The 24,723-nt window shown below is 70.4% G+C and carries 22 protein-coding genes and 1 pseudogene; 12 read left to right on the forward strand and 11 right to left on the reverse strand.

The features are described from left to right. The first annotated feature begins 137 nt into the window (after positions 1 to 137). From OHA05_RS20205 to OHA05_RS20225, 5 genes are all read left to right on the forward strand, one after another. Positions 138 to 713 (forward strand): hypothetical protein, encoded by a 576-nt coding sequence (locus OHA05_RS20205; protein ID WP_313948919.1) that lies wholly within the window; start codon positions 138 to 140, stop codon positions 711 to 713. Positions 714 to 727: 14 nt separating this feature from the next. Next, positions 728 to 901, forward strand: coding sequence for a hypothetical protein (locus OHA05_RS20210; RefSeq protein ID WP_313944934.1), 174 nt, complete (start codon positions 728 to 730; stop codon positions 899 to 901). Between the two features lie 119 nt (positions 902 to 1,020). Beyond that, positions 1,021 to 1,416: a BlaI/MecI/CopY family transcriptional regulator gene (locus OHA05_RS20215; RefSeq protein WP_313944933.1), complete on the forward strand. Its 396-nt coding sequence runs from the start codon at positions 1,021 to 1,023 to the stop codon at positions 1,414 to 1,416. 9 nt (positions 1,417 to 1,425) lie between these two features. Beyond that, a complete protein-coding gene (locus OHA05_RS20220) occupies positions 1,426 to 1,947 on the forward strand; it encodes an amino-acid N-acetyltransferase (RefSeq protein WP_313944932.1) in 522 nt (173 codons plus the stop codon). A gap of 144 nt (positions 1,948 to 2,091) precedes the next feature. Further along, a complete protein-coding gene (locus tag OHA05_RS20225; protein ID WP_313944931.1) occupies positions 2,092 to 2,427 on the forward strand; it encodes a histone-like nucleoid-structuring protein Lsr2 in 336 nt (111 codons plus the stop codon). Here the strand turns inward: OHA05_RS20225 and OHA05_RS20230 are convergent. Further along, positions 2,406 to 2,996: an SCO3374 family protein gene (locus OHA05_RS20230; RefSeq protein ID WP_328861360.1), complete on the reverse strand. Its 591-nt coding sequence runs from the start codon at positions 2,994 to 2,996 to the stop codon at positions 2,406 to 2,408. The genes OHA05_RS20225 and OHA05_RS20230 overlap by 22 nt on opposite strands. Positions 2,997 to 3,427: 431 nt before the next feature. Here OHA05_RS20230 and OHA05_RS20235 point away from each other — a divergent pair, with 431 nt between their 5' ends. Further along, positions 3,428 to 5,953, forward strand: a complete 2,526-nt coding sequence (locus tag OHA05_RS20235) for an ATP-dependent Clp protease ATP-binding subunit (protein WP_313944929.1) — start codon at positions 3,428 to 3,430, stop codon at positions 5,951 to 5,953. A gap of 87 nt (positions 5,954 to 6,040) precedes the next feature. Here OHA05_RS20235 and dacB read toward each other — a convergent pair whose 3' ends face one another. After that, entirely contained in the window at positions 6,041 to 7,651 is a 1,611-nt protein-coding gene (gene dacB / locus OHA05_RS20240) for a D-alanyl-D-alanine carboxypeptidase/D-alanyl-D-alanine endopeptidase (protein ID WP_313944928.1), read from the reverse strand. A gap of 536 nt (positions 7,652 to 8,187) precedes the next feature. On the opposite strand from dacB, the gene OHA05_RS20245 reads away from it, so the two are divergent. After that, a complete protein-coding gene (locus OHA05_RS20245) occupies positions 8,188 to 8,880 on the forward strand; it encodes a M23 family metallopeptidase (protein WP_313944927.1) in 693 nt (230 codons plus the stop codon). 18 nt (positions 8,881 to 8,898) lie between these two features. On the opposite strand, the gene OHA05_RS20250 is transcribed toward OHA05_RS20245, so the two are convergent. After that, entirely contained in the window at positions 8,899 to 9,459 is a 561-nt protein-coding gene (locus OHA05_RS20250; RefSeq protein WP_327681662.1) for a TetR/AcrR family transcriptional regulator, read from the reverse strand. A gap of 114 nt (positions 9,460 to 9,573) precedes the next feature. On the opposite strand from OHA05_RS20250, the gene OHA05_RS20255 reads away from it, so the two are divergent. From OHA05_RS20255 to OHA05_RS20265, 3 genes and pseudogenes are all read left to right on the forward strand, one after another. Beyond that, entirely contained in the window at positions 9,574 to 11,151 is a 1,578-nt protein-coding gene (locus OHA05_RS20255; protein ID WP_328861361.1) for an MDR family MFS transporter, read from the forward strand. Between the two features lie 210 nt (positions 11,152 to 11,361). Beyond that, positions 11,362 to 11,766 (forward strand): annotated as a pseudogene (locus OHA05_RS20260) (helix-turn-helix transcriptional regulator); the annotation flags it as partial. 162 nt (positions 11,767 to 11,928) lie between these two features. Continuing rightward, positions 11,929 to 12,375, forward strand: a complete 447-nt coding sequence (locus OHA05_RS20265; protein ID WP_313944924.1) for a VOC family protein — start codon at positions 11,929 to 11,931, stop codon at positions 12,373 to 12,375. Positions 12,376 to 12,493: 118 nt separating this feature from the next. On the opposite strand, the gene cseC is transcribed toward OHA05_RS20265, so the two are convergent. From cseC to OHA05_RS20290, 5 genes are all read right to left on the reverse strand, one after another. Beyond that, positions 12,494 to 13,810: a two-component system sensor histidine kinase CseC gene (gene cseC / locus OHA05_RS20270; protein WP_313944923.1), complete on the reverse strand. Its 1,317-nt coding sequence runs from the start codon at positions 13,808 to 13,810 to the stop codon at positions 12,494 to 12,496. After that, a complete protein-coding gene (gene cseB, locus OHA05_RS20275; protein ID WP_328861362.1) occupies positions 13,807 to 14,514 on the reverse strand; it encodes a two-component system response regulator CseB in 708 nt (235 codons plus the stop codon). The genes cseC and cseB overlap by 4 nt, the downstream gene beginning before the upstream one ends. Positions 14,515 to 14,523: 9 nt before the next feature. Further along, positions 14,524 to 15,195: a hypothetical protein gene (locus OHA05_RS20280; protein ID WP_313944921.1), complete on the reverse strand. Its 672-nt coding sequence runs from the start codon at positions 15,193 to 15,195 to the stop codon at positions 14,524 to 14,526. Beyond that, on the reverse strand, positions 15,183 to 15,788 hold the full coding sequence (locus tag OHA05_RS20285) for a SigE family RNA polymerase sigma factor (RefSeq protein ID WP_313944920.1): 606 nt from the start codon (positions 15,786 to 15,788) through the stop codon (positions 15,183 to 15,185). Before OHA05_RS20285 ends, OHA05_RS20280 begins: the two co-directional genes overlap by 13 nt. A 184-nt stretch (positions 15,789 to 15,972) precedes the next feature. Then, positions 15,973 to 16,878: an A/G-specific adenine glycosylase gene (locus OHA05_RS20290; RefSeq protein ID WP_313944919.1), complete on the reverse strand. Its 906-nt coding sequence runs from the start codon at positions 16,876 to 16,878 to the stop codon at positions 15,973 to 15,975. Positions 16,879 to 17,455: 577 nt separating this feature from the next. On the opposite strand from OHA05_RS20290, the gene OHA05_RS20295 reads away from it, so the two are divergent. After that, a complete protein-coding gene (locus OHA05_RS20295) occupies positions 17,456 to 18,283 on the forward strand; it encodes a hypothetical protein (RefSeq protein WP_313944918.1) in 828 nt (275 codons plus the stop codon). A 69-nt stretch (positions 18,284 to 18,352) separates the two neighbouring features. Here the strand turns inward: OHA05_RS20295 and disA are convergent, their stop codons facing one another. Beyond that, positions 18,353 to 19,477 carry a DNA integrity scanning diadenylate cyclase DisA gene (gene disA, locus OHA05_RS20300; protein ID WP_313944917.1) on the reverse strand — a complete coding sequence of 375 codons (1,125 nt, stop codon included), beginning with the start codon at positions 19,475 to 19,477 and terminating at the stop codon, positions 18,353 to 18,355. 44 nt (positions 19,478 to 19,521) lie between these two features. Beyond that, a complete protein-coding gene (gene radA / locus OHA05_RS20305) occupies positions 19,522 to 20,976 on the reverse strand; it encodes a DNA repair protein RadA (protein ID WP_313944916.1) in 1,455 nt (484 codons plus the stop codon). 235 nt (positions 20,977 to 21,211) lie between these two features. On the opposite strand from radA, the gene OHA05_RS20310 reads away from it, so the two are divergent. Beyond that, the gene (locus OHA05_RS20310) at positions 21,212 to 22,876 is read left to right on the forward strand and encodes a BACON domain-containing protein (protein ID WP_328861363.1); all 1,665 of its coding nucleotides are present in this window, start codon (positions 21,212 to 21,214) and stop codon (positions 22,874 to 22,876) included. Between the two features lie 1,037 nt (positions 22,877 to 23,913). Here OHA05_RS20310 and OHA05_RS20315 read toward each other — a convergent pair. Further along, positions 23,914 to 24,717: a hypothetical protein gene (locus tag OHA05_RS20315; protein ID WP_328861364.1), complete on the reverse strand. Its 804-nt coding sequence runs from the start codon at positions 24,715 to 24,717 to the stop codon at positions 23,914 to 23,916. Between the last annotated feature and the right edge of the window lie 6 nt (positions 24,718 to 24,723).

Consider the following 24,723-nt stretch of genomic DNA (forward strand, 5'->3'; position numbering starts at 1 on the left):
CCCGAACCCCGGACCCACCCACCACCGGGCGCCCCGCACAGACACAAGGGCACGCCCGGGTTGGGTGAATAAACCGATTTGAGCGATTTCGCACGTATTGTCAGTGCATGCCCACGCCATACGGTTCCCGCGGCGGCATGGCCTTCAGCGCAGACGAGCTGCGTGTGCTCCGACGCGCCCTCGCCGTTGCCCTCCATCCCGTCCCCCTCCCCGACGAGGACGTCCAGGCCTGCCTGCGTCTGGCCGACTCGGTGGACGAGGCGTCCCGCGAGGCAGGCCGGCTGCGCGCCTTCCTCCTCGCCGACCTCGGCCGGTACCGCTCCGCGCTCCCCGGCACCGCGGCGAGCTATCTGGAGCTCCTCCAGGACGCTCTGGCCACCGGCTACGACCCGCGTCCCGAGGACCTCGCCGCCCTGCGCACCCTGCGCGGCAATCCGGTCGGCGTGGCCGTGCTGCACCGCTGTCAGGCGCTCGCCGAGCAGTCCGTACGGGCCAGGCTGGCGGGCCGCTGCACACCCGCGCCGCGTACCCGTCTGCTGGCCCTCCCCGGCGGTCGTGCCTCGGGGGACGCGAAGCAGCAGCCCCGGCCGGAGCCGAGGAAGCCGCAGCCCAGCAAGCCCGAGCCGGGGGAGCGCCCGGTGCCCAAGCCGTCCGAGGTGTTTCCGCCGCGCCGCCGGCCGATGCCCCCGCCGGAACAGCTCGCCGCGGGCTAGCTACTCTGGGAGGCATGGACTACGTATCCGCGCTCCTGCCCCCCGTGGTGATGGCCGTCTTCTTCACCGTCCTGGTCGTGACGATAGTCAAGAGCCAGGGCGGCCCGAACAAGGCCAAGGAGGACGCGATCGTGGACGCCGCGATCGCCCGTGCGGAGTCCACCCGCCAGGCCGGCCGGGACGTCTGACCCGCCCCGACGCAGCACCCGCGCACCCGCGCGACCAGGACGTACGGCAGAGCTCCAGCCGTACGTCCTTTTTGTACGTCATTACCGCTCATTCCCCCTTCTCCCACTATGGTGGCGATGTGCCCCGCCAATTGGGAGACCTGGAAGACGCCGTCATGACACGCGTCTGGCAATGGAACCGGCCGGTCACCGTCCGGGAAGTCCTGGAAGACCTTCAGCAGGAACGGTCCATCGCCTACACGACGGTCATGACCGTAATGGACAATCTCCATCAGAAGGGCTGGGTCCGGAGGGAAGTCGAGGGCCGCGCCTATCGATATACGGCTGTCTCGACGAGAGCCGCCTACTCCGCCGCCCTGATGAACGAGGCGTGGTCGAAGAGCGACAACCCCGCGGCCGCACTTGTCGCCTTCTTCGGGATGATGTCGTCCGAGCAGCGGGAGTCCCTGCAAGCCGCCGTCCGGATCGTTCAGGGCGACGAGGTCGCCGACGGCGGTACCGCCGCGGGGCGATAGCGTCATGACATGCCTTATGCCCCAGCAAATGCCATCACCGTCCGGCGGGCCAGGACGTCCGATGTGCCCGAGGTCCGCCGTCTCGTCGATCCGTACGTGAGTGAAGGCATCCTCCTCGACAAAGCGACGGTCACTCTTTACGAAGCCATCCAGGAGTTCTGGGTCGCGGAACACGACGAGGACGGCACCGTCGTCGGCTGCGGCGCGCTCCATGTGATGTGGGAAGACCTCGCGGAAGTCCGCACTCTCGCGGTGGATCCCGCCCACAAGGGCGCCGGCATCGGGCATCTGGTGCTCGACAAGCTCTTGGACACAGCCCGCTGGCTCGGGGTGCGACGGGTTTTCTGTCTCACCTTCGAAGTGGACTTCTTCGGCAAGCACGGCTTCGTGGAGATCGGTGAGACTCCGGTCGACGGAGATGTCTACGCCGAGCTGCTGCGTTCCTATGACGAGGGCGTCGCCGAGTTCCTCGGGCTCGAACGAGTGAAGCCGAACACCTTGGGCAACAGCCGGATGCTTCTGCACCTGTGATCACCGGGAAGAGCCGGAACCCTATGTCCGAATCGCGCACGTTTCCCGCGTTCTCGAGGTTCTGAACCTCTGCCAAGGGTTTGTGTTTTCCAAGGAAAAGCGGTTTCCTTTCCGCGTACTGCATTTTCGATGAAAGGAAATCCGGTGGCACAGAAGGTTCAGGTCCTTCTTGTCGACGACCTCGACGGCGGCGAGGCGGACGAGACCGTGACGTTTGCGCTGGACGGCAAGACCTACGAGATCGACCTCACCACCGCCAATGCGGACAAGCTCCGCGGTCTGCTGGAGCCCTACGCGAAGAACGGCCGTCGTACCGGCGGTCGCGCCGCGTCCGGCCGTGGCAAGGGCCGTGCGGCCGCGAGCGGCAACAAGGACACGGCGGAAATCCGTGCCTGGGCCAAGGCGAACGGCTACGAGGTCAACGACCGCGGCCGGGTGCCCGCCACGGTCCGCGATGCCTACGAGAAGGCCAACGGCTGAGTAAACGGCCCTGCATTCACCCGCTGCGTATTCCTGCGCAGCAATCGGGCCCGGTGGCACTGCGTCGCCATCGTGTCCAGGAGCCGTACGAGATCGGGGCCGGTGCCCCGGCCGGTTCCAGCGCTGCGTCCGAAGGGCGCCAGCGCCGGAAGTGTCGGTTCCACCTCGCGCCCGGGCACGGGGGGCCGCATCCACACGGCGGCCCCCCGCGAGCCGGGCCATCCGGGCGGCGGCGGGGCGGTCATCCGTCCTCCCGGGCCGGCGGCCGTGAGGTCCAGGGCGATTCCGCCCCATCCCAGCCAGTCGAGCAGTCCGGGCACCTCGTCCGCGCTGCCCGCTGCCACCAGCAGGCGCATCCGGTGCCCCATCAGGGCGACAGGGCTCGCCAGGTCCGTGCGGCGCAGGACGGCCGCCCCGGCGTCGGCCGGCAGTTCCAGCACGTCGAAGCGCAGCCCGGTGAGCAGTTGCACGGGGAAGCAGTCCGCCGCGGCCCAGCCGAGCTCGGTCTCGTACCACTGGGCGCGGCCGTCGTCGGCGGGCGTGCGGGGGAGCGGGACGGTGAGGGCCATACCCCGGGAACTCCCGGGACGGTGCGCGAGTTACGTAGAGTGTGCGTGCGAATGCGTCCGGTAGCGGCATCGGGGGCGTCCGGGCGCAGTCGGGGGCGCAAGGTTGTTCGCCCGTAGCTGAGGGAACCTGCGCGCGCCGCATGGAGTGTCACTGCTTGCGGGTAAGACATTCCTAGTGGGGAGGGGCGACACGCTCGCCAGGCCGTCTCACGTTCGCCATCGGCGTAGTCAAGGTGAGGGTATCTGCCTGGCCTGCGGGAACATCGTCTCGCACCATCGGGTTGGAGCAGTTGTCGGCGTTCAGGGGTCAGGAGGCCGCTTACGGGTGTCGGCAGTTGGAATGAGCGGTCCCCGCTTGCGGGACTAAGCTGCGGAAGGACAGGGAGGGGACCGACCCCTTACTGCCTGACCGCTCTGAGGAGCGATTAACGATGTTCGAGAGGTTCACCGACCGCGCGCGGCGGGTTGTCGTCCTGGCTCAGGAAGAAGCCCGGATGCTCAACCACAACTACATCGGCACCGAGCACATCCTCCTGGGCCTTATCCACGAGGGTGAGGGTGTCGCCGCTAAGGCCCTGGAGAGCCTCGGGATTTCGCTCGAGGCGGTCCGCCAGCAGGTGGAGGAGATCATCGGCCAGGGCCAGCAGGCCCCGTCCGGGCACATCCCCTTCACGCCCCGTGCCAAGAAGGTCCTGGAGCTGTCGCTCCGCGAGGCTCTTCAGCTGGGCCACAACTACATCGGCACCGAGCACATCCTGCTCGGCCTGATCCGCGAGGGCGAGGGCGTCGCAGCCCAGGTGCTCGTGAAGCTGGGCGCCGATCTCAACCGGGTGCGGCAGCAGGTCATCCAGCTGCTCTCCGGATACCAGGGCAAGGAAGCCGCCACAGCAGGCGGCCCGGCCGAGGGCACCCCCTCGACCTCGCTCGTCCTGGACCAGTTCGGCCGGAACCTCACCCAGGCCGCTCGTGAGTCCAAGCTCGACCCGGTCATCGGGCGCGAGAAGGAGATCGAGCGGGTCATGCAGGTGCTGTCCCGCCGTACCAAGAACAACCCCGTGCTCATCGGCGAGCCCGGCGTCGGCAAGACGGCGGTCGTCGAGGGCCTGGCGCAGGCCATCGTCAAGGGCGAGGTGCCCGAGACCCTCAAGGACAAGCACCTCTACACCCTGGACCTGGGCGCGCTGGTCGCGGGCTCCCGGTACCGCGGTGACTTCGAGGAGCGTCTGAAGAAGGTCCTCAAGGAGATCCGCACCCGCGGCGACATCATCCTGTTCATCGACGAGCTCCACACCCTCGTGGGTGCGGGTGCCGCCGAGGGCGCGATCGACGCCGCCTCGATCCTCAAGCCGATGCTGGCGCGAGGCGAGCTGCAGACCATCGGCGCCACGACGCTGGACGAGTACCGCAAGCACCTGGAGAAGGACGCGGCCCTCGAGCGCCGCTTCCAGCCCATCCAGGTCGCGGAGCCGTCGCTGCCGCACACCATCGAGATCCTCAAGGGTCTGCGCGACCGGTACGAGGCCCATCACCGGGTCTCCATCACCGACGAGGCCCTCGTCCAGGCCGCGACACTGGCCGACCGGTACATCTCGGACCGCTTCCTGCCGGACAAGGCGATCGACCTGATCGACGAGGCCGGTTCCCGGATGCGCATCCGCCGGATGACCGCGCCGCCGGACCTCCGCGAGTTCGACGAGAAGATCGCGGGCGTGCGCCGTGACAAGGAGTCGGCGATCGACTCCCAGGACTTCGAGAAGGCGGCCTCTCTCCGCGACAAGGAGAAGCAGCTGCTCGCCGCGAAGGCCAAGCGCGAGAAGGAATGGAAGGCCGGCGACATGGACGTCGTCGCCGAGGTCGACGGCGAGCTCATCGCCGAGGTCCTCGCCACGGCGACCGGCATTCCCGTCTTCAAGCTCACCGAGGAGGAGTCCTCCCGCCTGCTGCGCATGGAGGACGAGCTCCACAAGCGCGTCATCGGTCAGAAGGACGCCATCAAGGCGCTCTCGCAGGCTATTCGCCGTACGCGAGCGGGTCTGAAGGACCCGAAGCGCCCCGGTGGCTCGTTCATCTTCGCCGGCCCGTCCGGTGTCGGTAAGACCGAGCTCTCCAAGACGCTCGCCGAATTCCTCTTCGGCGACGAGGACGCGCTGATCTCCCTCGACATGTCGGAGTTCAGCGAGAAGCACACGGTTTCGCGTCTCTTCGGTTCCCCGCCCGGATACGTGGGTTACGAAGAGGGCGGCCAGCTCACCGAGAAGGTGCGCCGGAAGCCGTTCTCCGTCGTCCTCTTCGACGAGGTCGAGAAGGCCCACCCCGATATCTTCAATTCCCTTCTGCAGATCCTGGAGGACGGTCGCCTGACCGACTCCCAGGGCCGCGTCGTGGACTTCAAGAACACGGTCATCATCATGACGACCAACCTCGGGACCCGGGACATCTCGAAGGGGTTCAACCTGGGCTTCGCCGCGCAGGGTGACACCAAGACGAACTACGAGCGGATGAAGACGAAGGTCAACGAAGAGCTCAAGCAGCACTTCCGGCCCGAGTTCCTCAACCGTGTCGATGACACCGTGGTCTTCCACCAGCTGACCGAGGAAGACATCATCCAGATCGTCGACCTCATGATCGCCAAGGTGGACGAGCGCCTGAAGGACCGCGACATGGGTCTGGAGCTCAGCCCCACGGCCAAGTCGCTGCTCGCCAAGAAGGGCTACGACCCGGTTCTGGGCGCCCGGCCGCTGCGCCGGACGATCCAGCGCGAGATCGAGGACATCCTCTCCGAGAAGATCCTCTTCGGTGAGCTGCGCCCCGGTCACATCGTGGTCGTGGACACCGAGGGCGAAGGTGAGGAGAAGAAGTTCACCTTCCGCGGCGAGGAGAAGTCGGCTCTGCCGGACGTCCCGCCGATCGAGCAGGCGGCAGGCGGCGCAGGCCCGAACCTGTCGAAGGACGCGTAAGCGCCCGAAGGCCTGACAAAGGGGCTGCCCCGGACCATTGCGGTCCGGGGCAGCCCCTTTGCTGTGCCTCGCCCCGGGATCGGGGTGTCAGCAGAGCGCCGGCTTCCGCCAGGAGCATTCGAGATCGGCCGGGGCCTCGGATGCGCGGCGCGGCTTCGGCGGTACGGCCGTGACCGTGTCGTTGGCCGTGTCGGACTTCGCCAGCGTCACCACGATCGCGTCCTCGATGCTCTTCACCGAGGACGCGAGGTAGTTGTTGAGCACGACGCTGTAGGTGAGCTCACGGCCGGCCGCGTCCTTCACATAGCCGGACAGCGCGGATGCGCCGGTGAGCGAACCGGTCTTTCCGCGGGCGTTGAGTGCCGCGGCGGTCCCGCACATGCGGGTCCGCAGGGTTCCGCCGGTGAAGCGGTCCGGGTGGCACGCCACGGGCAGGGAGGCATACCAGTCCGCGTACCAGGGGGCGTCGCGGACGGACAGGAGCAGGGTGGTCAGCTGCTCGGCCGGGAAGAGGTTCATCCGGGACAGACCGGAGCCGTCGACCTGGCGCAGCTCTGCCGTGTCGACGCCTTCCTGTTTGAGATAACCGTCCACCGCCGCCAGGCCGGCTGCCCAGGTGCCGCGGCCCGACGTCTCCCGGCCCATGGTCTTGGTGAGCGTCTCGGCGTGCATGTTGTTGGACAACTGCATGAACGGGACCATCAGCTCCCGCAGCGGCATGGACCGGTGGGAGGCGAGCTCCTTCGCGCCGGCCGGTGTGGGCCGGCCCAGCCGGGGCGGTCCGGCGACGCGGACACCGTGGCGGGCGAGCGCGTCGGAGAAGACCGCGGCCGCGTAGCCGGTCGGCTCCCAGACGGCGATCCACTCCTTGGTGGCACCGGCGCCGACGGGAATGTTGCCGCTGACCGTGATCGTGTTGGTGCCGTGCTGCCGCTCGACGGAGAGGGTGTCCGGCTGCCCGGCGGGGACGGTGGTGCCGCGCACGTCGAGGCGTACGTAGTCCGTCGGCGGTGTCACCTTGATCCGTGGCCGGGCGCCGGGCCGGGAGCCCGGGAGGGCCTCCACGATGACCGTGCCCGAGTCGTAGTCGGTGTCGGGGGCCACCGTGAGGGGTGAGATCTGCGCGGAGTAGTACGAGGACTCGTCGTCCGACGCCCATGAACGTCCGAGCCGCTGGGTGTCGAAGCGGGTGTCGTCGGCGACGAGCCTGCCGGTGACGCGTCTGATGCCGGTCGCGGCGACGTCGGCGGCGAGCCGGTCGTAGTCCTGCGCGAGGGCGGTCGGGTCGCCGCTGCCGCGCAGATACAGGTCGCCGCGGAGTGTGGAGCCGTACCGCGGGCCGCCGGCGAGCACGTCGGTGCGGTAGCGGTAGTCGGGCCCGAGCAGCGCCATCGCGGCGACGGAGGTGGCGAGCTTGGTGTTGGACGCGGGCATCAGACGGTCCGCGCCGGTGCGCTGGTAGAGCCGTTCGCCGGTGGTGGCGTCGGCGATCACCACGCTCGCGGCGCCGCCGTCCATCCGGGCGTCGGCGAGGATCGTGTCGATGGCCCCCTTGAGGCCGTCGTCCGACGGCCCGGCTCCGGCGGGCGCGCTCCAGGTGAGTGTGGACGTGAGGATGCAGGCGAGCCCGATGACGACGGGCCGGATCCGGGCGCGGCGCTGTCCGCGGCGGTTCGAGCGAATCACGGGTCTACTCATGGCACAGGAGCATCCCGGAGGTGGCCTCGCGCGGGAAGGACGCCGGTCGGCCCGGTGAGCCCCCTTTTCAGGGGCGTTTTATGGGCGAAACGGGCATACAGGACTTGGGTGTTGGTGTGGCCTGGGCAACATTCACCCGCCTCCGAGGGTCCCTCGCTCGTGACAAGGCACACAGGCCCATCCGGTCCTACTAGCCGGAATAGGAGCATGGTGCGCCGCTCGGCCGGGCCCTTCGGTCCTGGCGGCGGGGGGACCTTCGGCCCATCGGCGGACGAATGGGTCGGATCCGGTCCCCATGGGGGCCCCGCCCCACCGGTACATGCGATTAAACCCGTTTTCGAGGGGATATCTCCCCGTGTTTCCGGTGCGCTTCTCGATCATGGTCGAGGGGTGTCAAGAGTCCGATTCCTGGCGCCGGAGCTACGACGCAATGTCGTAGATGGGGGGTTTGATGACGGATGGGCGCTTCGGTTACCAATGTGGAGCCAGCCCGGTGCGAGCGTGCCGGGTCCATTCATGCCCGGAGGTTCCCCCGAATGTCGAAGCGCATCAACCACCGTCTCCGCCCGTCCGTGCTCCGTACCCGTGGCACCGTCGTCGCCGCCGGACTCGGCGCCGTGATGGTCGTCGGAGCCGGTGCGGGTGTCGCCTCCGCAGCTGGGGGCACCACTGCGGCTGCTGACCCCGCGACCGCCGTGGCCGCGCAGGCCGATGCCCAGGCGAAGGCCGCTGTGAACGCGAAGGCCGTCAAGGCCAAGGCCGCGAAGGCCGCCGCGGCGAAGGCTGCCAAGGCCAAGGCCGCGAAGAAGGTCGCCTGGGTCAAGCCCGTCGGCAAGTACACGCTGAGCGCGAGCTTCAACCAGGGCGGCGCCATGTGGGCGCACAAGCACTCCGGCCAGGACTTCGCCGTCCCGGTCGGCACCACGGTCAAGGCCGCGAACGCCGGTACCGTCGTGAAGGCCGGCCCGTACGGCGGCGGCGACGGCGCCGCGTACGGCAACGCCATCGTGATCAAGCACGCCAACGGCAAGTACTCGCAGTACGCGCACCTGTCGAAGATCAACGTGGGTGTCGGTTCGCACGTGAAGACCGGCCAGTCCATAGCCAAGTCCGGCAACACCGGAAACTCCTCCGGCCCGCACCTGCACTTCGAGATCCGTACGACCCCGAACTACGGCTCGGCGCTCAACCCGGCCTCGTTCCTGCGCACCGTGGGTGTCACCTTCTGACATCCGCTCCGCGGTACGTCACCCGGTGACGCGGTGGGCCTGGCTCACCAGATCGATCGCGACCTCGAGGACAGCCTGGCGCTTGTCCTCGGGGTCGCCTTCGATTGTCTGGAGGAAGAACATCCCCGCGTGCATCGTGAAGAGCGCGCTGGCGCAGCGGACCTGGTCGGGCAGCGGGGCACCCGGCTCCTTGATCAGGTCCAGCAGGCCGAGCATGCGCTTCTTGAAGGTCTCGCCGATGCTCAGCTCGCGGACCGTCGCCTGGTTCTCCTGCATGAAGCGGAACAGGGGAGCGGCCTGGGTGAGGGCCTCGCTGTAGCGGCGCAGCAGTTCCTTCTTGGTGGCGAGGGTCTTCGGCTCCGCCTGGGCCCACTCCATCAGCTCGTCGATCGGCCTCGTCAGATCCTCGAAGAGGCTGATGACGATGTCTTCCTTGGTCTTGAAGTGGTAGTACAGCGCCGCCTTGGTGACATCGAGCCGCTCGGCGATCTCGCGCAGCGAGGTCTTCTCGTAGCCCTGCTCGGCGAAGAGTTCGAGGGCGACGTCCTGGATGCGCTGGCGTGTGTTCCCTCTGGCCATGGTCTCTCCCCAAGAACGCTCAAACTTACTTGACGCCCGGCTAGTGCGCGGTCTACCTTCCCCAGTGTAGTCAGCTAGCCGGGCGGCAAGTAAGTGCGTGGGGGAGTGGAACCGATGGACACCAGCAAGCGGGATCCCGAGGAGCCCGAGAAGAGCCAGGGGCGGGCCGCGAAAGAGCCGCGCAGTGTACGGATCGTGATCTTCGCGCTCATGATCGCGATGCTGCTGGCCATGCTCGACAACATGATCGTCGGCACCGCGATGCCGACCATCGTCGGCGACCTCGGCGGTCTGGAGCATCTGTCCTGGGTCGTCACCGCCTACACACTGGCCACCGCGGCCTCGACCCCGATCTGGGGCAAGCTCGGCGACCTGTACGGGCGCAAGAACATCTTCCTGCTGTCGATCGTGATCTTCCTGATCGGATCCGTGCTGAGTGGTATGGCACAGGACATGGGTCAGCTGATCGGCTTCCGGGCCGTCCAGGGTCTCGGTGCCGGCGGTCTGATGGTCGGCGTCATGGCGATCATCGGTGACCTCGTCCCGCCCCGGGAGCGCGGCAAGTACCAGGGCATGATGGCCGGTGTCATGGCCGTGGCCATGATCGGCGGACCGCTGGTCGGCGGCACGATCACCGACCACCTCGGCTGGCGCTGGTCCTTCTACATCAACCTCCCGCTCGGCGCCGTCGCGCTGGCGATGGTCACCGCCGTCCTCCACCTGCCGAAGCGCGGGCGCACCAAGCCGCGCATCGACTACCTGGGCGCGGCCCTGCTGACGGTCGGCATCACCTCGATCGTGCTGGTCACGACCTGGGGCGGTACGGAGTACGCCTGGGGCTCCGCCGTGATCATGGAGCTCATCGCGATCGGCGTGGCCGCGCTCACCGGCTTCTTCTTCGTCGAGACCAAGGCCGCCGAGCCGATCATGCCGCTGCACATCTTCCGCAGCCGCAACTTCACGCTGATGTCGGTGATCGGCTTCATCGCCGGATTCGTCATGTTCGGCGCGGTCCTCTTCCTGCCGCTGTACCAGCAGTCCGTCCAGGGCGCCTCGGCGACCAACTCCGGCCTGCTGCTCCTGCCCATGCTGATGTCCATGCTGGTCGTCTCGATGATCGCGGGGCGGGTGACCACCAACACCGGCCGGTACCGCATCTTCCCGATCATCGGAGCCGGACTGATGGTGACCGGCCTGTTCCTGCTCGCGCAGATGGACACCGAGACCTCGCGACTCGCCTCCGGCGTCTACATGGCCGTCCTCGGCGCCGGTATGGGCTTCCTGATGCAGATCACGATGCTGGTCGCGCAGAACAGCGTCGAGCTCAAGGACATGGGCGTCGCCTCCTCCGCGGCCACCCTCTTCCGTACGCTCGGCAGCTCCTTCGGCGTCGCGATCATGGGCGCCCTGTTCACGAGCCGGGTGAACCACGAGATGTCCGCCGGCGGCAACGCGGACCTCACCGAGCACTCCGCCCAGCTGGACGCGGCCGGCCTGGCCAAACTGCCGGACGACCTTCGCGAGGCGTACGAATTCGCCGTGTCGTCAGGGACGCACGGTGCTTTCCTCCTGGGAGCGTCGGTCGCCGTGCTCGGCTTCGTCGCGGCCTTCTTCGTCAAGGAGGTGCCGCTGCGCGGTGCCGCCCCCGCGAAGGACCCGGCGCCGCAGGACAAGGTCGCGGAGAGCGTCTGATCGCGTCCGGACACGGAGAGCGTCCGACCGCGGTGGGCCCGGCGCGGCGCTGAGGCTCCGCCCGGCCCGCTGCCCGGCTCACGGCCCCCGGTGTGTGCACACCGGGGGCCGTTGTCAGTGGCGCGTGCCAGCATCGGGGATGTGGACAGCACCACCGCGGCGCCGGCGCGCCTTGCCCATCTGCGGCAGCTGCGCCTCGCCAAGGACGCCATGGACCGCGACTGGGCCGAGCCGCTCGACCTGGACGCGGTGGCCGCGCATGCCGGGTATTCGCGCTATCACTTCGTCCGCGCCTTCAAGGCGGTGTACGGGCAGACGCCCGGCCAGTACCTGTCCCGCAGACGCATAGACCGCGCCGAGGAGCTGCTGCGCTCGGCGAACCTCTCCGTCACCGAGATCTGCACGCTCGTCGGCTTCAGCAGCCTGGGCACCTTCTCCACCCGGTTCAAGAAACAAACCGGGCTGACCCCCAGCCAGTACCGCGCCCGGCACGTCGGCCGCGGAGCCGCGCTGATCCCCGGGTGCTACGCCCTGCTGTACGCGGGGGGCTTCCCGGGCAGGAAGACCGCCGACGGGCCGGGCGCGGGCAGCACGGGGCCCGCCGGCGATTCCGGCGGCCCGGACACCGGCTCCGGCTCCCGCTCCGGCTCCTGCGATGTCTCCGCCGACAACTCCCGCGACGACTCCCGCGAGCTGCGCAATTCTGAAGAAGCCGGCTGACCGGGCCGCTGCCTACGGTGGCAGGGCAAGCAGGAATCACCCCTCGAGGAGCACCTCATGATCAAAGGCCTCGCCATTTCCACCGTCTGGGTCCTGGACCAGGACCGGGCGAAGGAGTTCTACACCGAGAAGCTCGGCCTCGAGGTCCGCACGGACATGACGATGGGCGAGGGCGGGATGCGCTGGCTGACGGTCGGCGCGAAGGACCAGCCCGACGTGGAGCTGACCTTGATGGTCCCGGACCCGTCGACGATGGACCCGGAAGCGGCCGAGGCCCTGAAGACGCTGGTCTCCAAGGGGGTCATGGGAGCGGGCGTGCTGGCCACGGACGACATCCACGGGGACTACGAGAAGCTGAAGAAGCGCGGCGTGGAGTTCCTCCAGGCCCCGCAGGAGCGGCCGTACGGCACCGAGGCGATCCTGCGCGACGACTCGGGGAACTGGTACTCCTTCACGCAGCGGCGCGAGGGCGCACTCGACTTCGACAAGGACTGGTCGTGCTAGGCCCCGGGCGATCTTGTCGGGCCTGTGACGACAGCTACGGCACCTCGCTGCTGACGCCACAGGCTGACCCTCGAAGATCGCCCGGACAGGACCTATCGGGCCTGCCGGCAGACAGGCCCTAGTCGTCGAGCAGCATCGGGAAGCTGCCCGTGCTCGTCGGCGCGTGCTCGGGCAGCCACAGCACCGCGATCGCGCCGCCCGACTCCCCGAGAGGCGTCGTGCCCCCCGGAGCCGCGTTGCGGAAGGTGAGCCGGGCGCCCAGGACCCGCGCCTGCCCCGCCGCGATCGTCAGGCCCAGGCCGTGGCCCGTCCCGGCGCGGTCGCTCGCACCCGTGCGGAAGCGGCTCGGGCCCTCGCGCAGCAGCGCCTCGGGGAATCCGGGGCCGTGGTCCCGTACCCGCACGACCCGTCCCTCGACGGTGACCTCGATCGGCGCCTTGCCGTACTTGGCGGCGTTGGTCAGCAGATTGAGGAGGATGCGTTCGAGCCGCCGCGGATCGGTGCTCACCCATGACTCGTGGACGATCCGTACGACCACATCGGGGTTGAGCGCGGCGATCCGGCGGCCGACGAACTCGCCGAGGGCTATCTCCTGGAGTTCGGCCCGCTCCGAGGCGCTGTCGAGTCTCGCCACCTCCAGGACGTCCTCGACCAGCGTCCGCATGGCCTGGGCCCGGTCCCGTACGAGCTCGGTGGGACGGCCGGGCGGCAGCAGCTCCGCCGCCGTGAGCAGCCCGGTCACCGGGGTGCGCAGCTCGTGCGCGATATCGGCGGTGACACGGCGCTCGGCCTCGATGCGGGCGTTCAGCGCGTCGGTGAGGGCGTCCACGGCCCGGGCGAGCGAGTCGGTCTCGTCGCGTACGAGACCGCCGATCGCGTCCCGGACGCGGACGTCCGTGTTGCCCTGAGCGACCGTCCGGGCCGCCGCGGCGGCCTTGCGCAGCCGCCGCGAGAGCTGCCCGCCGATCAGTACGCCGAGGGCGCAGCCGCCGAAGACCACCGAGACCGAGCCGATGATCAGCGCCCGGTCCAGGGCCTTCATCACGGTGGCGCTGCGGCCGGCGAACTGGGAGTGCAGGGAGAGGACGTCGCCGTTGGACAGCGGAACGGCCGCCCAGATCTCGGGCGGCCCGTCGTGGTGGTCCTGCACATAGCTGCCGCGGCGCTTCTCGCGCATCAGCTTCTGGAGCGCCTTGGGCAGCGCGGGGTCATTGATCTTGGTGCTGAAGCGCGGGTCCTTGTTCTTGGACGTCTCGTACCAGCGCTGGGCCAGCAGGACACGGTCCATCTGGACATCGCGCGCGTTGTCCAGCATCGAGACGCGGGCGGCGTTGTGCACGACGAGGCTCAGGGCCATGGCGATGAGCGCGCCGACGGCGGCGATCGCGATGCTGATCTTCCAGCGGACCCCGGTGCGCAGGGCGAAACGCTTCATGCCTTGAGCTTGTAGCCGAAGCCGCGGACCGTTTCGATCCGGTCCTGGCCGATCTTGGTCCGCAGGCGCTGGACATGGACGTCGACCACGCGGGTGTCGCCGCCCCAGCCGTAGTCCCAGACGCGTTCGAGCAGCTTGTCGCGGGAGAGCACCGTGCCCGGCGCGGAGGAGAACTCCAGCAGCAGCCGCATCTCGGTCGGTGTCAGTGCCACGGGCTGGTCGGCCTTCCGCACCTCCATGCCCTCGGTGTCGATCACCAGCTCACCGAAGGTCAGCACCGCACCCTGGCCGTCCTGGCCGCCGGACGCGAGCTCGCCGCTCGCCGCGCCACCGGCGTGACCGAAGCGGCGCAGCACCGCGCGGATCCTGGCGACCAGCACAGCGCCGTCGAACGGCTTGGTGACGTAGTCGTCGGCGCCCGCCTCCAGGCCCAGCACCACGTCGATCGAGTCGGCCCGGGCCGACAGCATGATCACCGGGACGGTCGACTCGTCGCGGATGCGCCGGCACAGACTCACCCCGTCGAGTCCCGGCACCATGACGTCGAGCAGCGCGATGTCCGGGCGGTTCGCGCGGAAGGCTTCGAGTCCGAGCAGTCCGTCGGGCATGGCGGTGACGACGAAGCCGTCGCGCTCCAGGGCCAGCTGGGTGGCCTCACGGATGACGTCGTCGTCCTCGACGAAGAGGACATGGGTGTCGGCCATCCGCTGCTCTCAGTTCCCGTCCGGTTGCGGCGCCTCGGAGGCGACCACGTCGCCCTCGCCCACCGCTCTGCTGAATTCGTTGCGCACCCAGTACTGCTGGGTGAACTTGCCGCTCGTCCAGTGGTACGTCGTGATCTCCTCGCCGGACGGCTCGTCCACCGGATCACCCTTGGCGTACACCTGCTTGGTCACGACCAGGTCGCCCCGGTCGATCGCGGAGTACACCGCGGGCTCCTCCGCCGCGAAGACATTCTCGTACTTGCTGCCGTTGTCGCGGTACACATACGTGCCCATGCCCACGGCGTCGCCGCAGGTCATCACGTTGACGACGACATCGGGCACGGTGCCGCCGGTCAGATTCCCGTACGAGGTGTCCACCGGGTACGAGTCGCGGCTGCACGGCTTGAGGTCGGCCTTCACCCGCTCGCTGACCTTCGGGTCGCTCTTGATCAGGTCCACCGCGTCCACGGTCTTGGCGAACTGCGTCTCGCCCGTCGAGGAGGCGCCGGCGGACGGGGTGGCCTTGGCGACGGCGTCCGCGTGTGCAGCGCCCTCGTCCTGCACTCCGGTGCCGCCGGTGGAACACGCGACGGTGAACAGGCCGACGGCGGCGAGCCCGGCAATCGCCGTGCCGCTCGCCGCCAGTGATGCCCTGCCGCCCCTGGTTGTCAGGCCGCGCACCTCTCCTGCCCCCGATCTCCCCCGTTGCCCTTCGGGCGCGGGAGATGCTTCACCTGCTCACCATCACGCCGCAGCTCGCCGCGCTCCAGAGCGCGCGCGTCCAGGTCCCGGCTCTCCAGCTCCTGACGGAGGCGGGCCAGTGCCCGGTGCAGTGTGCTCTTCACGGTACCTGCCGACATCCCCAGGGCGGCAGCCGTCTCCTCGGTGCTCATCTGCTCCCAGTGTCGCAGCACCACGACGCTGCGCTGCTTGGGAGCCAGCACCTTCAGGATGTCCATCAGCAGGGCGCGGTCGGCGCGCTGGTCGCTGCCGTCCTCGACGCTGGCGTCGGGCAGCTGCTCGGTGGGCACCTCTTCGAGGCGGCGGGCCCGCCACCACTCGGTACGCGTGTTGATCATGACGCGGCGGAGGTAGGCGTCGGCCAGCGACTTGTCGGCGATGCCGTCCCAGCGGCCGTAGGTGCGGGCCAGGGCGGTCTGCAGCAGGTCCTGGGCGTCGATCGGGTCGGGCACGAGACGCCGGGCACTGCGCAGCAGAGCCTCCTGCCGTGTGCGTACGTACTCTTCGAATTCGAGCACCTCGCCGTGCGCCATTCCAACCGCCTCCGTCCCCGTGACAAGCAACCGTGTTCCGTTACGCCACAGAAGCTACGGAGCGGTTGTCACGGCCCTGTGCGGAGCAGCCGTCGGACGGCGCACGGCCATCCATCGGTTGTGTAACAGCCGATGTTTCAGGTCCGGTTCGGGTGGGAAAGCCCCCCGTCCGGTCGGCAGGTGCTCAGCCCGGCAGTCGGTACGTACCGTCGTCCAGTGGCTCGACGAGCCCGTCGGCGACGAGTCCGTCGAGGGCGCGCGCCCGCTGCACGGGCTCGTGCCAGACCGCGTCCAGCGCCGACTGTGGGACCGGCACGTGCGCCTCCCGGAGAACGGCGAGGAGCCTGCCGCGCACCTGACGGTCGGTGCCCGCATAGGTCTGGCCCCGGCGGGCCGCGCCTTCGTGTGCGGGTTTGCCGGCCAGCCGCCAGGCGCACTGCCCGGCGATCGGGCAGCGGGAGCAGTCCTCGTTCCGCGCGGTGCACACCAGCGCGCCGAGTTCCATGGAGGCCGCCGCCCACCGGGCAGCCGTCCTCTCGTCGTCGGGCAGCAGCGCGCGGGCCAGCTTGCGCTCGGCCGCGGTGGTCGCCGTCGGCGGGTACTGGACGCCCGTCGCCGCCCGCGCGAAGACCCGGCGGACATTGGTGTCGAGGACGGCGTGGCGCTGGCCGTAGGCGAAGGAGGCCACCGCGGCCGCCGTGTACTCGCCGATCCCCGGGAGCGAGAGCAGCTGCCCGTGGTCGCTCGGCACATCGCCGCCGTGCCGCTCCGCTATCGCCTGCGCGGCTCCGTGCAGCCGCAGGGCACGCCGCGGGTAGCCGAGCCGGCCCCAGGCGCGAACGGCCTCGCCGGGCGCCTCGGCCGCGAGGTCGGCGGGCCGGGGCCAGCGGGCCATCCACTGTTCGTACACGGGAAGGACCCGGCTGACCGGAGTCTGCTGGAGCATGAACTCGCTCACCATCACGCCCCAGGCACCCGCATCGGGGCGGCGCCAGGGCAGATCACGGGCGTGCTCGTCGAACCAGTCGATGACGGGGGAGTGGAGGGACGCCGCGTCGGCGCGGGCGGTGTGTGTGGTGGTGTCAGTCATGGCACTCCGATCCTGGCACGTCCGAGCGGACGGAGGGCGCATCCACCGGTGGCCCGGCGCGGGGGCGTGGAGGATGGCCCCCCGGGAGGCGGGTTCCCTCCTGCCGGGCCGGGTGCCTGGTTCCCCGGGTCCGGCCGCCGCTCGCGCGTGGCCGGGGGCCCGGGCCGGTCGCCGTCTCCGCGCGCGATGTGCCAGAGCTCAGGCGGCCGGTCGCTGCCGCGGGAGGACACCGTCGGTCGTGATGACGACAACCGGGCCGGGGGACGGCGAGGGCCTTGCCTCTCCGCGCGCCCGCGAACTCCCGCTGCCTGCAGGACACCAGGCGACGGCGGAGGCGGGCCGTAGGCCAGAACCCCTGCCACAGCGCCGAGTTGGCCGACGAGCCCGACCGCTGCACGCATGTGATCACGCAGCGTGCGTTCCCGGACGGATCGGTCACCCACTGCTACCGGCCCGAGCGCGAACGACGGCTGCGGGCCGCGGCGAAACGTCCTGCCGTGATGATGATCCGCAGAACTTGCAAGTAGAGCGGCGGGTGGGACGGGAGTTGGCCCGGATCTCTCGTAGAGTTTGGGTCGTGGGATCTCTGCGCAATCCGATCGGGCCACTCCCCTCCTCCATCTACTGGCGACGGAGGGCAGTCGCGCTGTCGTTGGTCGCGCTGCTCCTGCTCCTGGTCGTATGGGCCCTCACGACGGGCGGAGGCGGCGGAGACAAGGACGACGGCGCCAACGGCGGTCCCTCGCCCGCCACTTCGATCACTCCGGGGCCCACGTCCTCGGGTCCCGCGATCAGCGAACAGCCCGGTGGCCGTGACACCGGCGGCACCGGTGAGAGCAACGGCGGTGGCGGAACCGGCGGTACGGGCGCGGACGGCGGAGCCGGCGGCGACGGTGGCGCGGGAACCGGCGGAGGCGGCGCCGCGGGTGGTGCCGGTGGCGCGGGCGGTGCCGGCGGAGCGGCGGGCGGCTCGACGGGCCAGCAGGTACCGGCCGGTTCGACCCTGCCCAACTGCACTCCCGGCGCATTGAAGTTGACCCTGCGCAGCCTCAAGGTGTCGTACGAGCCGGGTGAGAAGCCCACGTTCCAGTTGGTCGCCTCCAACTCGTCGTCCGCGACGTGCAAGGCGGACTTCGGTCCGCGGGCGGCGGTGCTGACCGTCACCGACAACGGGGACGACGAGGTGTGGTCGTCGAAGGACTGCCCCCCGGGTGCGGGCAGTGTGCTGCTGAGGGTGCCGGCGGGCCAGACGATCACGTACACCGTGCAGTGGGACCGCAGGCAGAGCGAGCCGCAGTGCGCCACGCCTCGGCCGGGGGCCGCGCCCGCGGGCACGTATCTGGTGGAGGCGAAGTTCCCGGGTGTGACCGTGCTGCCGGCGTCGTTCCGCCTGGAGAAGGACTGAAGCCTGCCGTTCGGCTCAGGCTGAACGACAGGCTTCGGGGTCGGCGCGGGCCGATGTCGACGGCAGTCCCTAGACGTACCGCTCGAGGATCGAGGACTCCGCGAGCCGTGACAGGCCCTCGCGGACGCTGCGTGCGCGCGCCTCGCCCACACCGTCGACCGTCTGAAGGTCGTCGACGCTCGCCGCGAGCAGCTTCTGCAGCCCGCCGAAGTGCTCCACCAGCCGCTCGATGATCGCGCCCGGCAGTCTCGGCACCTTCGCCAGCAGCCGGTAGCCGCGCGGGGAGACCGCGGAGTCGAGGGTCTCGGGCGAGCCGCTGTAGCCCAAAGCCCTGGCCACTATGGGTAGTTCCAGTAGTTCCGTGTGGGTCAGGGAGTCCAGCTCGAACAGGGCCTCGTCGACCGTACGGGACCGCTTCGCGGTGGGCTCGGGCACATAGTCACGCACGACCAGCTCGCGCTCGGGCTCGACGCCCGCGATCAACTCGTCGAGCTGGAGGGAGAGCAGCCGTCCGTCGGTGCCCAACTCGACCACGTACTCGGCGATCTCGGTGGCGATCCGTCGCACCATCTCCAGGCGCTGGGCCACGGCCGTGACGTCCCGGACCGTCACCAGGTCCTCGATCTCCAGCGCGGAGAGCGTGCCCGCGACCTCGTCGAGGCGGAGCTTGTAGCGCTCCAGGGTCGCGAGGGCCTGGTTCGCGCGGGACAGGATCGCGGCCGACTCCTCCAGGACCCGGCGCTCCCCGTCCACGTACAGCGCGATGAGGCGCATGGACTGCGACACGGACACCACGGGGAAGCCGCACTGACGCGACACCCGGTCCGCCGTGCGGTGGCGGGTGCCGGTCTCCTCGGTGGGGATGGACGCGTCCGGGACCAGCTGCACACCGGCCCGGAGGATCTTGGTGATGTCCTTGTCGAGGATCAGCGCGCCGTCCAGCTTGCACAGCTCGCGCAGCCGGGTCGCGGTGAACTCGACATCCAGCACGAAGCCGCCGGTGCACATCGATTCGACCGTTTTGTCCATACCGAGGACGATCAGGCCGCCGGTGTTGCCGCGGAGGATCCGCTCCAGGCCGTCGCGCAGGGCCTGGCCCGGCGCCACCGCGCTCAGGGCGGCGCGGATCAGTGCTTCGTTGCCGGAGCCTCCGCCGGACTTTCCGGGTGCTGCTGCCCGGTCGTTGGCTGCCACTGCACTCCTCCGGCTCGTACGGATGGGCGAGACCAGGGCAAAGTCTACCGGCGCGTGTCGTCGTCCCGTGGGGCCTCCGCACGCTCTTTGCGCGGTGCCGTGACCGGAGCCCCCTCCGAACCCCTCTGCCGCCCGCGCGGCAGCACCCTCAGAGCGTCTCCGACATCGGCCACTTCCGTCACCTTCATGCCCGCGGGCACCTTGCCCGGGTCGGACGGGACCAGGGCGTGGGTGAAGCCGAGACGGTGGGCCTCGGAGAGCCGGCGCTGCACGCCCGTGACGCGTCTCACCTCGCCGGCGAGGCCGACCTCACCGATCGCGACCAGGTTCTTCGGCAGTGGGGTGTCGCTGGCGGCGGAGGCCAGGGCGAGCGCGATCGCCAGGTCCGCCGCGGGCTCCGAGAGCTTCACACCGCCGACCGTCGCGCTGTAGATGTCGCGCTTGCCGAGAGCGGTGATCCGGCCGCGCTGCTCCAGGACGGCGAGCATCATCGAGACGCGGGAGGTCTCCAGACCCGAGGTCGTGCGCCGGGGGGAGGGGATCTGCGAGTCGACGGTGAGCGCCTGCACCTCGGCGACGAGCGGGCGACGGCCCTCCAGGGTGACCGTCAGACAGGTGCCGGGCACGGGCGCGTCCCGGCGGGTCAGGAACAGGCCCGAGGGGTCCGCGAGTCCGGTGATGCCCTCGTCGTGCAGCTCGAAGCAGCCGACTTCGTCCGTCGCTCCGTAACGGTTCTTGACGCCCCGTACGAGACGCAGCCGCGCGTGCCGGTCGCCCTCGAAGGAGAGCACGACGTCGACGAGGTGCTCCAGCAGCCGCGGTCCGGCGATCGCGCCGTCCTTGGTGACATGGCCCACCAGGATCGTGGACATCCCGCGCTCCTTGGACGCGCGGATCAGCGCGCCGGCGACCTCGCGGACCTGGGCCATGCCGCCGGGCGCGCCGTCGATCTCGGGGGAGGCGACGGTCTGGACGGAGTCGAGGACCAGCAGCGACGGCTTGACCGCGTCCAAGTGCCCGAGAACGGCGGACAGATCGGTCTCGGCCGCCAGATACAGATGGTCGTGCAGGGCGCCGATGCGGTCGGCGCGCAGCCGGACCTGGCTCGCCGATTCCTCGCCCGTCACATACAGAGTCCGGTGCTCGTCGCTCGCGGCCTTGGCGGCGACGTCCAGCAGCAGGGTGGACTTGCCGACGCCCGGCTCACCGGCGAGCAGCACGACAGCGCCGGGCACCAGCCCGCCGCCGAGCACCCGGTCGAGCTCGTCCACCCCGGTGGAGCGGGCCGTCGCCTGTCGTCCGTCGACCTGGCCGATGGGCAGCGCGGCGGTGGAGACGCGGCCGGCGGCGGTGGTGCGGACGGCGGGCGCGCCGTACTCCTCGATCGTGCCCCAGGCCTGGCATTCGGGGCAGCGGCCGAGCCACTTGGCGGTCGTCCAGCCGCACTCGGTGCAGCGGTAGGACGGCCGGTCCTTCGCGGATTTCGTACGGGCAGCCATGCGGTGAACCGTAGCGGGGGCCACTGACAACGAGGTCACCGCCGTCCCCGGAGGGCTGCCGCGCACCGGGCGCGAACGGCCTGGCGGACAGCGGCGGAACGCCTCGGCACACGCCCCGTCCGTCCCGGGATGAATAAACGATTCCTGTCCCCCTTCGAGCGAACTGTTCACCCGTAAGGATTAAAAGTGTTCAAGGGGTACGAAGTGGGTGTGTTCCTGCGCCTACGGTCACGGCGTGACGAGCAGCAGGCTGGAACCACCCACCCACACCACCGGCGCACGACGGGCGCACCGGCGCACGCCGCACACCCTCACGCAACAGCCGCCCGCGCGTTATGAGCCGTACCTCGACGGCCTGTTCACCTACTGCCTCTCCGTGCTCTGCGACCACGACGCCGCGACCGCGCTGCTCGGTGATGTGCTCGCCATGGCGGAACGGCAGTACGGGCGCAGCCCGGCGGACGAGCCCGGACGCAAGGCGTGGCTGTACGCACTGGCGCGCTGGGCGTGCCTGCGCCGGCTGGCCGAACAGCGGCGCAGCCGGCAGGGAGCGCACACCGGCAGAACCGCCGTCTCCGAGGAGCGGCCCCGGGTCTCCGAGGAGGCCGCGGAGCGCCGCCGCTCCGAACTGGCCCTGCTGGCCTGGCCGGAGGCGGCCGGCACCACACCCGAACAGCGCGAGGCGCTCGAACTCGCCGTACGCCACGGGCTCGGCGCGCGTGAGGTCGCCGCGGTCCTCGGTACGGACGCGACCGCCGCCCGCGAACTCCTCGCAGCCGCCGCCTGCGAGGTCGAGCGCACCCGCGCGGCGCTCGCGGTGGTCGAGAGCGGCAACTGCCCCTCCGTCGCCCGCCTCACCGGCGACCACCGGGTGCTGCTCTCCGCGGCGCTGCGTACCGAACTCGTCCGGCACGTCGACGACTGCCCCCGCTGCCGCCGCGCCGCCGAACGGGCCGGCGCGGGCGGGCCGTGGCCGGGGGCGGCGGTCAGCCCGGCCACGCTGCCCCTGGTCGAGGCACCGCGGGCCGCCGCGTACATCGCGATGCTCCACGTCCCCCGGGCGCGCGCGGCCGCACCCCGCTTCGGACCCAGCGGCTTCCCCCTCGACCCGAAGGACCACGCGGCCCGGCGCGACCGGCTGCGGGCCCGCGCGGTGACCACCACCGTCGTGGCGACGGTCGTCGCCGCGCCGGTCCTCGCGCTGTGGGCGGCGTACCGCGGGGCGCCGCTGACGGGGGAGGGCGAACACGGCGGAGCCTCGGTCACCGCGAGCGACACGACGGAGGACGTGGGCCTGGAGGGCCGCCCCTACGACCACTACGAGAACGCGGGCAACGCCCAGGCCGAACCGGCGTCCCCGTTCACCGCGCCCTCCGCGTCGCCGGACGTCTCGGTCGAGGTCATCAGCGCGGGCACGCCCCCGCCGCCGTCCCGCCCCGGCATGCCGGCCCCGGGCCGCCTCACGGTCGAGGCGGAACCGTCCGGCGACACGACCCGCATCACCCTCCGCGCCTCGGGCGGCTCACCCGTCACCTGGTCCGCCTGGACGAACGCCCGCTGGCTCTACGTGAGCCACACCTCGGGCACGCTGCGCCCGGGCGAATCGGTGACGATCTACGTGACGGTGGACCGGGCACGGGAGCCGGTGGGGGCGTGGAGCGCGCGGGTGGGAGTGGACCCGTCCGGTGCGGTGATCTCGGTCCGCGGCCACGGCCGCCCCCACCCGCCGACGCCGCACCCCCCGACGTCGGAGCCCCCGCCGACGCCGCCCTCGACCCCACCACCGTCGGACCCCCCGTCCCCGACTCCGTCGGAGGAAACCCCGTCCCCGACCCCGACGCCCCCGTCCTCGCCCCCGTCGGACCCGACCCTGTCGGACTCCCCGCCGTCGAGCTCCTGAGGGGGCGACGGCACCTGTCCGGTGCGGCTGGGACGGCCTGTGCGGGGCTGCGCCCCACGCCCTGCGGGCGGCAGCGTCGGGCTGCCTCGGCTGACCTCACCTGTCCGGTGCAGGCGGGAAGGTCTTGGTGTGCTGCGCCCCCAGGCCCTGCGCCTGCGGCTGCTGCGCGCCGTCCTGGGCCGGGCGCACTTGCTCAGTGCAGGTGAAGGAAGGGGTTGTGTGGGGCTGGCGCCCCACACCCTTAGGCTTCGCGACGCCGGGTCCGGCCGAGCGGGGTGAACCACACCTGTCCGGTGAGGGTGGAGGAGGGGGCTATGTGGGGCTGCGCCCCACGGCCCCGCCGGCTCGGCAGCTTCGCGCTGCGAGTGGCCGGCCGTCGCTTAGTGCGGTTGAAAGGAAAAGGTTGACGCGGGGCTGGCGCCCCACACCCCCTTGTCGCGGCAGCTTCGCGCCGCATCCCATCGGGCATCCCGAACAGGCTCGGGTTCGCGTGTGCCTGCGCCCGCCACCGGTCGCGTCCTCGACCCCCTGGCAGGGGGCGTGCAGGGTCGTCCCCGCAGGGGATCGGCGGCAGGACCCGGGTGACCGAGACAGCAGGCCTGTAGGCCGCCGACCCCGAGGAGTCGAGCCCGGAGGGCCCCCGGACCCGACGCCGGACAAGGGCCAGGGTCGAATGCGCCTGTTCGGTGCGGGTGAAGGGGGATTCAGCGGGGCTGGCGCCCCACACCCCCTTGTAGCGGCAGCTTCGCGCCGCATCCCACCCCGGCTGCCCGAACGGGCTCGGCTTCGCGTGTGCCCGCACCGCAACGAGGCACATGCTCGACCGCCGGGAGGGGGCGTGCAGGGTCGTCCCCGCAGGGGATCGGCGGCAAGACCCGGGTGACCTGGACAACAGACCTGTACGCCGCCGACCCCGAGGAGTCGAGCCCGGAGGGCCCCCGGACCCGACGCCCCACAAGGACCCGAGGCTCAAGGACCCGCCCCGGACCCGGGCCCCCGCTCAAGAACCCGCGCCCCCAAGCACCCCGCCCCCGCAACTACTTCGGATCCGCCGGATGCGGTGCCACCAACGGCAGTTGCGAAGCCAGCCGCGCCTCGCACAGTTCCGTCAGGACCCCGTACGCCTCCTTGCCCATCAGCTCCGTCAGCTCCGGCCCGTACGTCACGTACACCGGATCCCCCGCCCCGTGCGCCGACGTCGCCGACGTGCACCACCAGTGCAGGTCGTGGCCCCCGGGGCCCCAGCCCCTGCGGTCGTACTCGCCGATCGAGACCTGGAGCACCTTCGTGTCGTCCGGGCGCTCGATCCACTCGTACGTCCGGCGCACCGGCAGCTGCCAGCACACGTCCGGCTTCGTCTCCAGCGGCTCCCGGCCCTCCCGCAGCGCCAGGATGTGCAGCGAGCAGCCCATCCCCGCCCCGAACCCCGGGCGGTTCTGGAAGATGCACGAGCCCTTCCAGCGGCGCGTCTGGCGTTCGCCGTCGTCGTCGACCTCCACCCAGCCCGTCTCGGTCCCCACGTCGTGGAACTCCCACAGCTCCGGCGTGAGCCGCGCGACAGCCTCCGCGACCCGTTTTTCGTCGTCCTCGTCGGAGAAGTGCGCCCCCAGCGTGCAGCAGCCGTCGTCCGCGCGGCCCGCCTGGATGCCCTGGCAGCCGCTGCCGAAGATGCATGTCCAGCGGGAGGTGAGCCAGGTCAGGTCACAGCGGAACACCTGCTCGTCGTCGGCGGGATCAGGGAATTCCACCCATGCGCGAGCGAAGTCCAGACCCTTCTCGTCGCCCTGGATCTTCTTCGGGGGGAGGGCTTTGCCCTGCTTCGCCTTTTTCGTCTTTGGCACAGGTCC

Origin of the sequence: Streptomyces sp. NBC_00306 (assembly GCF_036169555.1) — a bacterium.
Taxonomy (GTDB): Bacteria; Actinomycetota; Actinomycetes; order Streptomycetales; family Streptomycetaceae; genus Streptomyces; species Streptomyces achmelvichensis.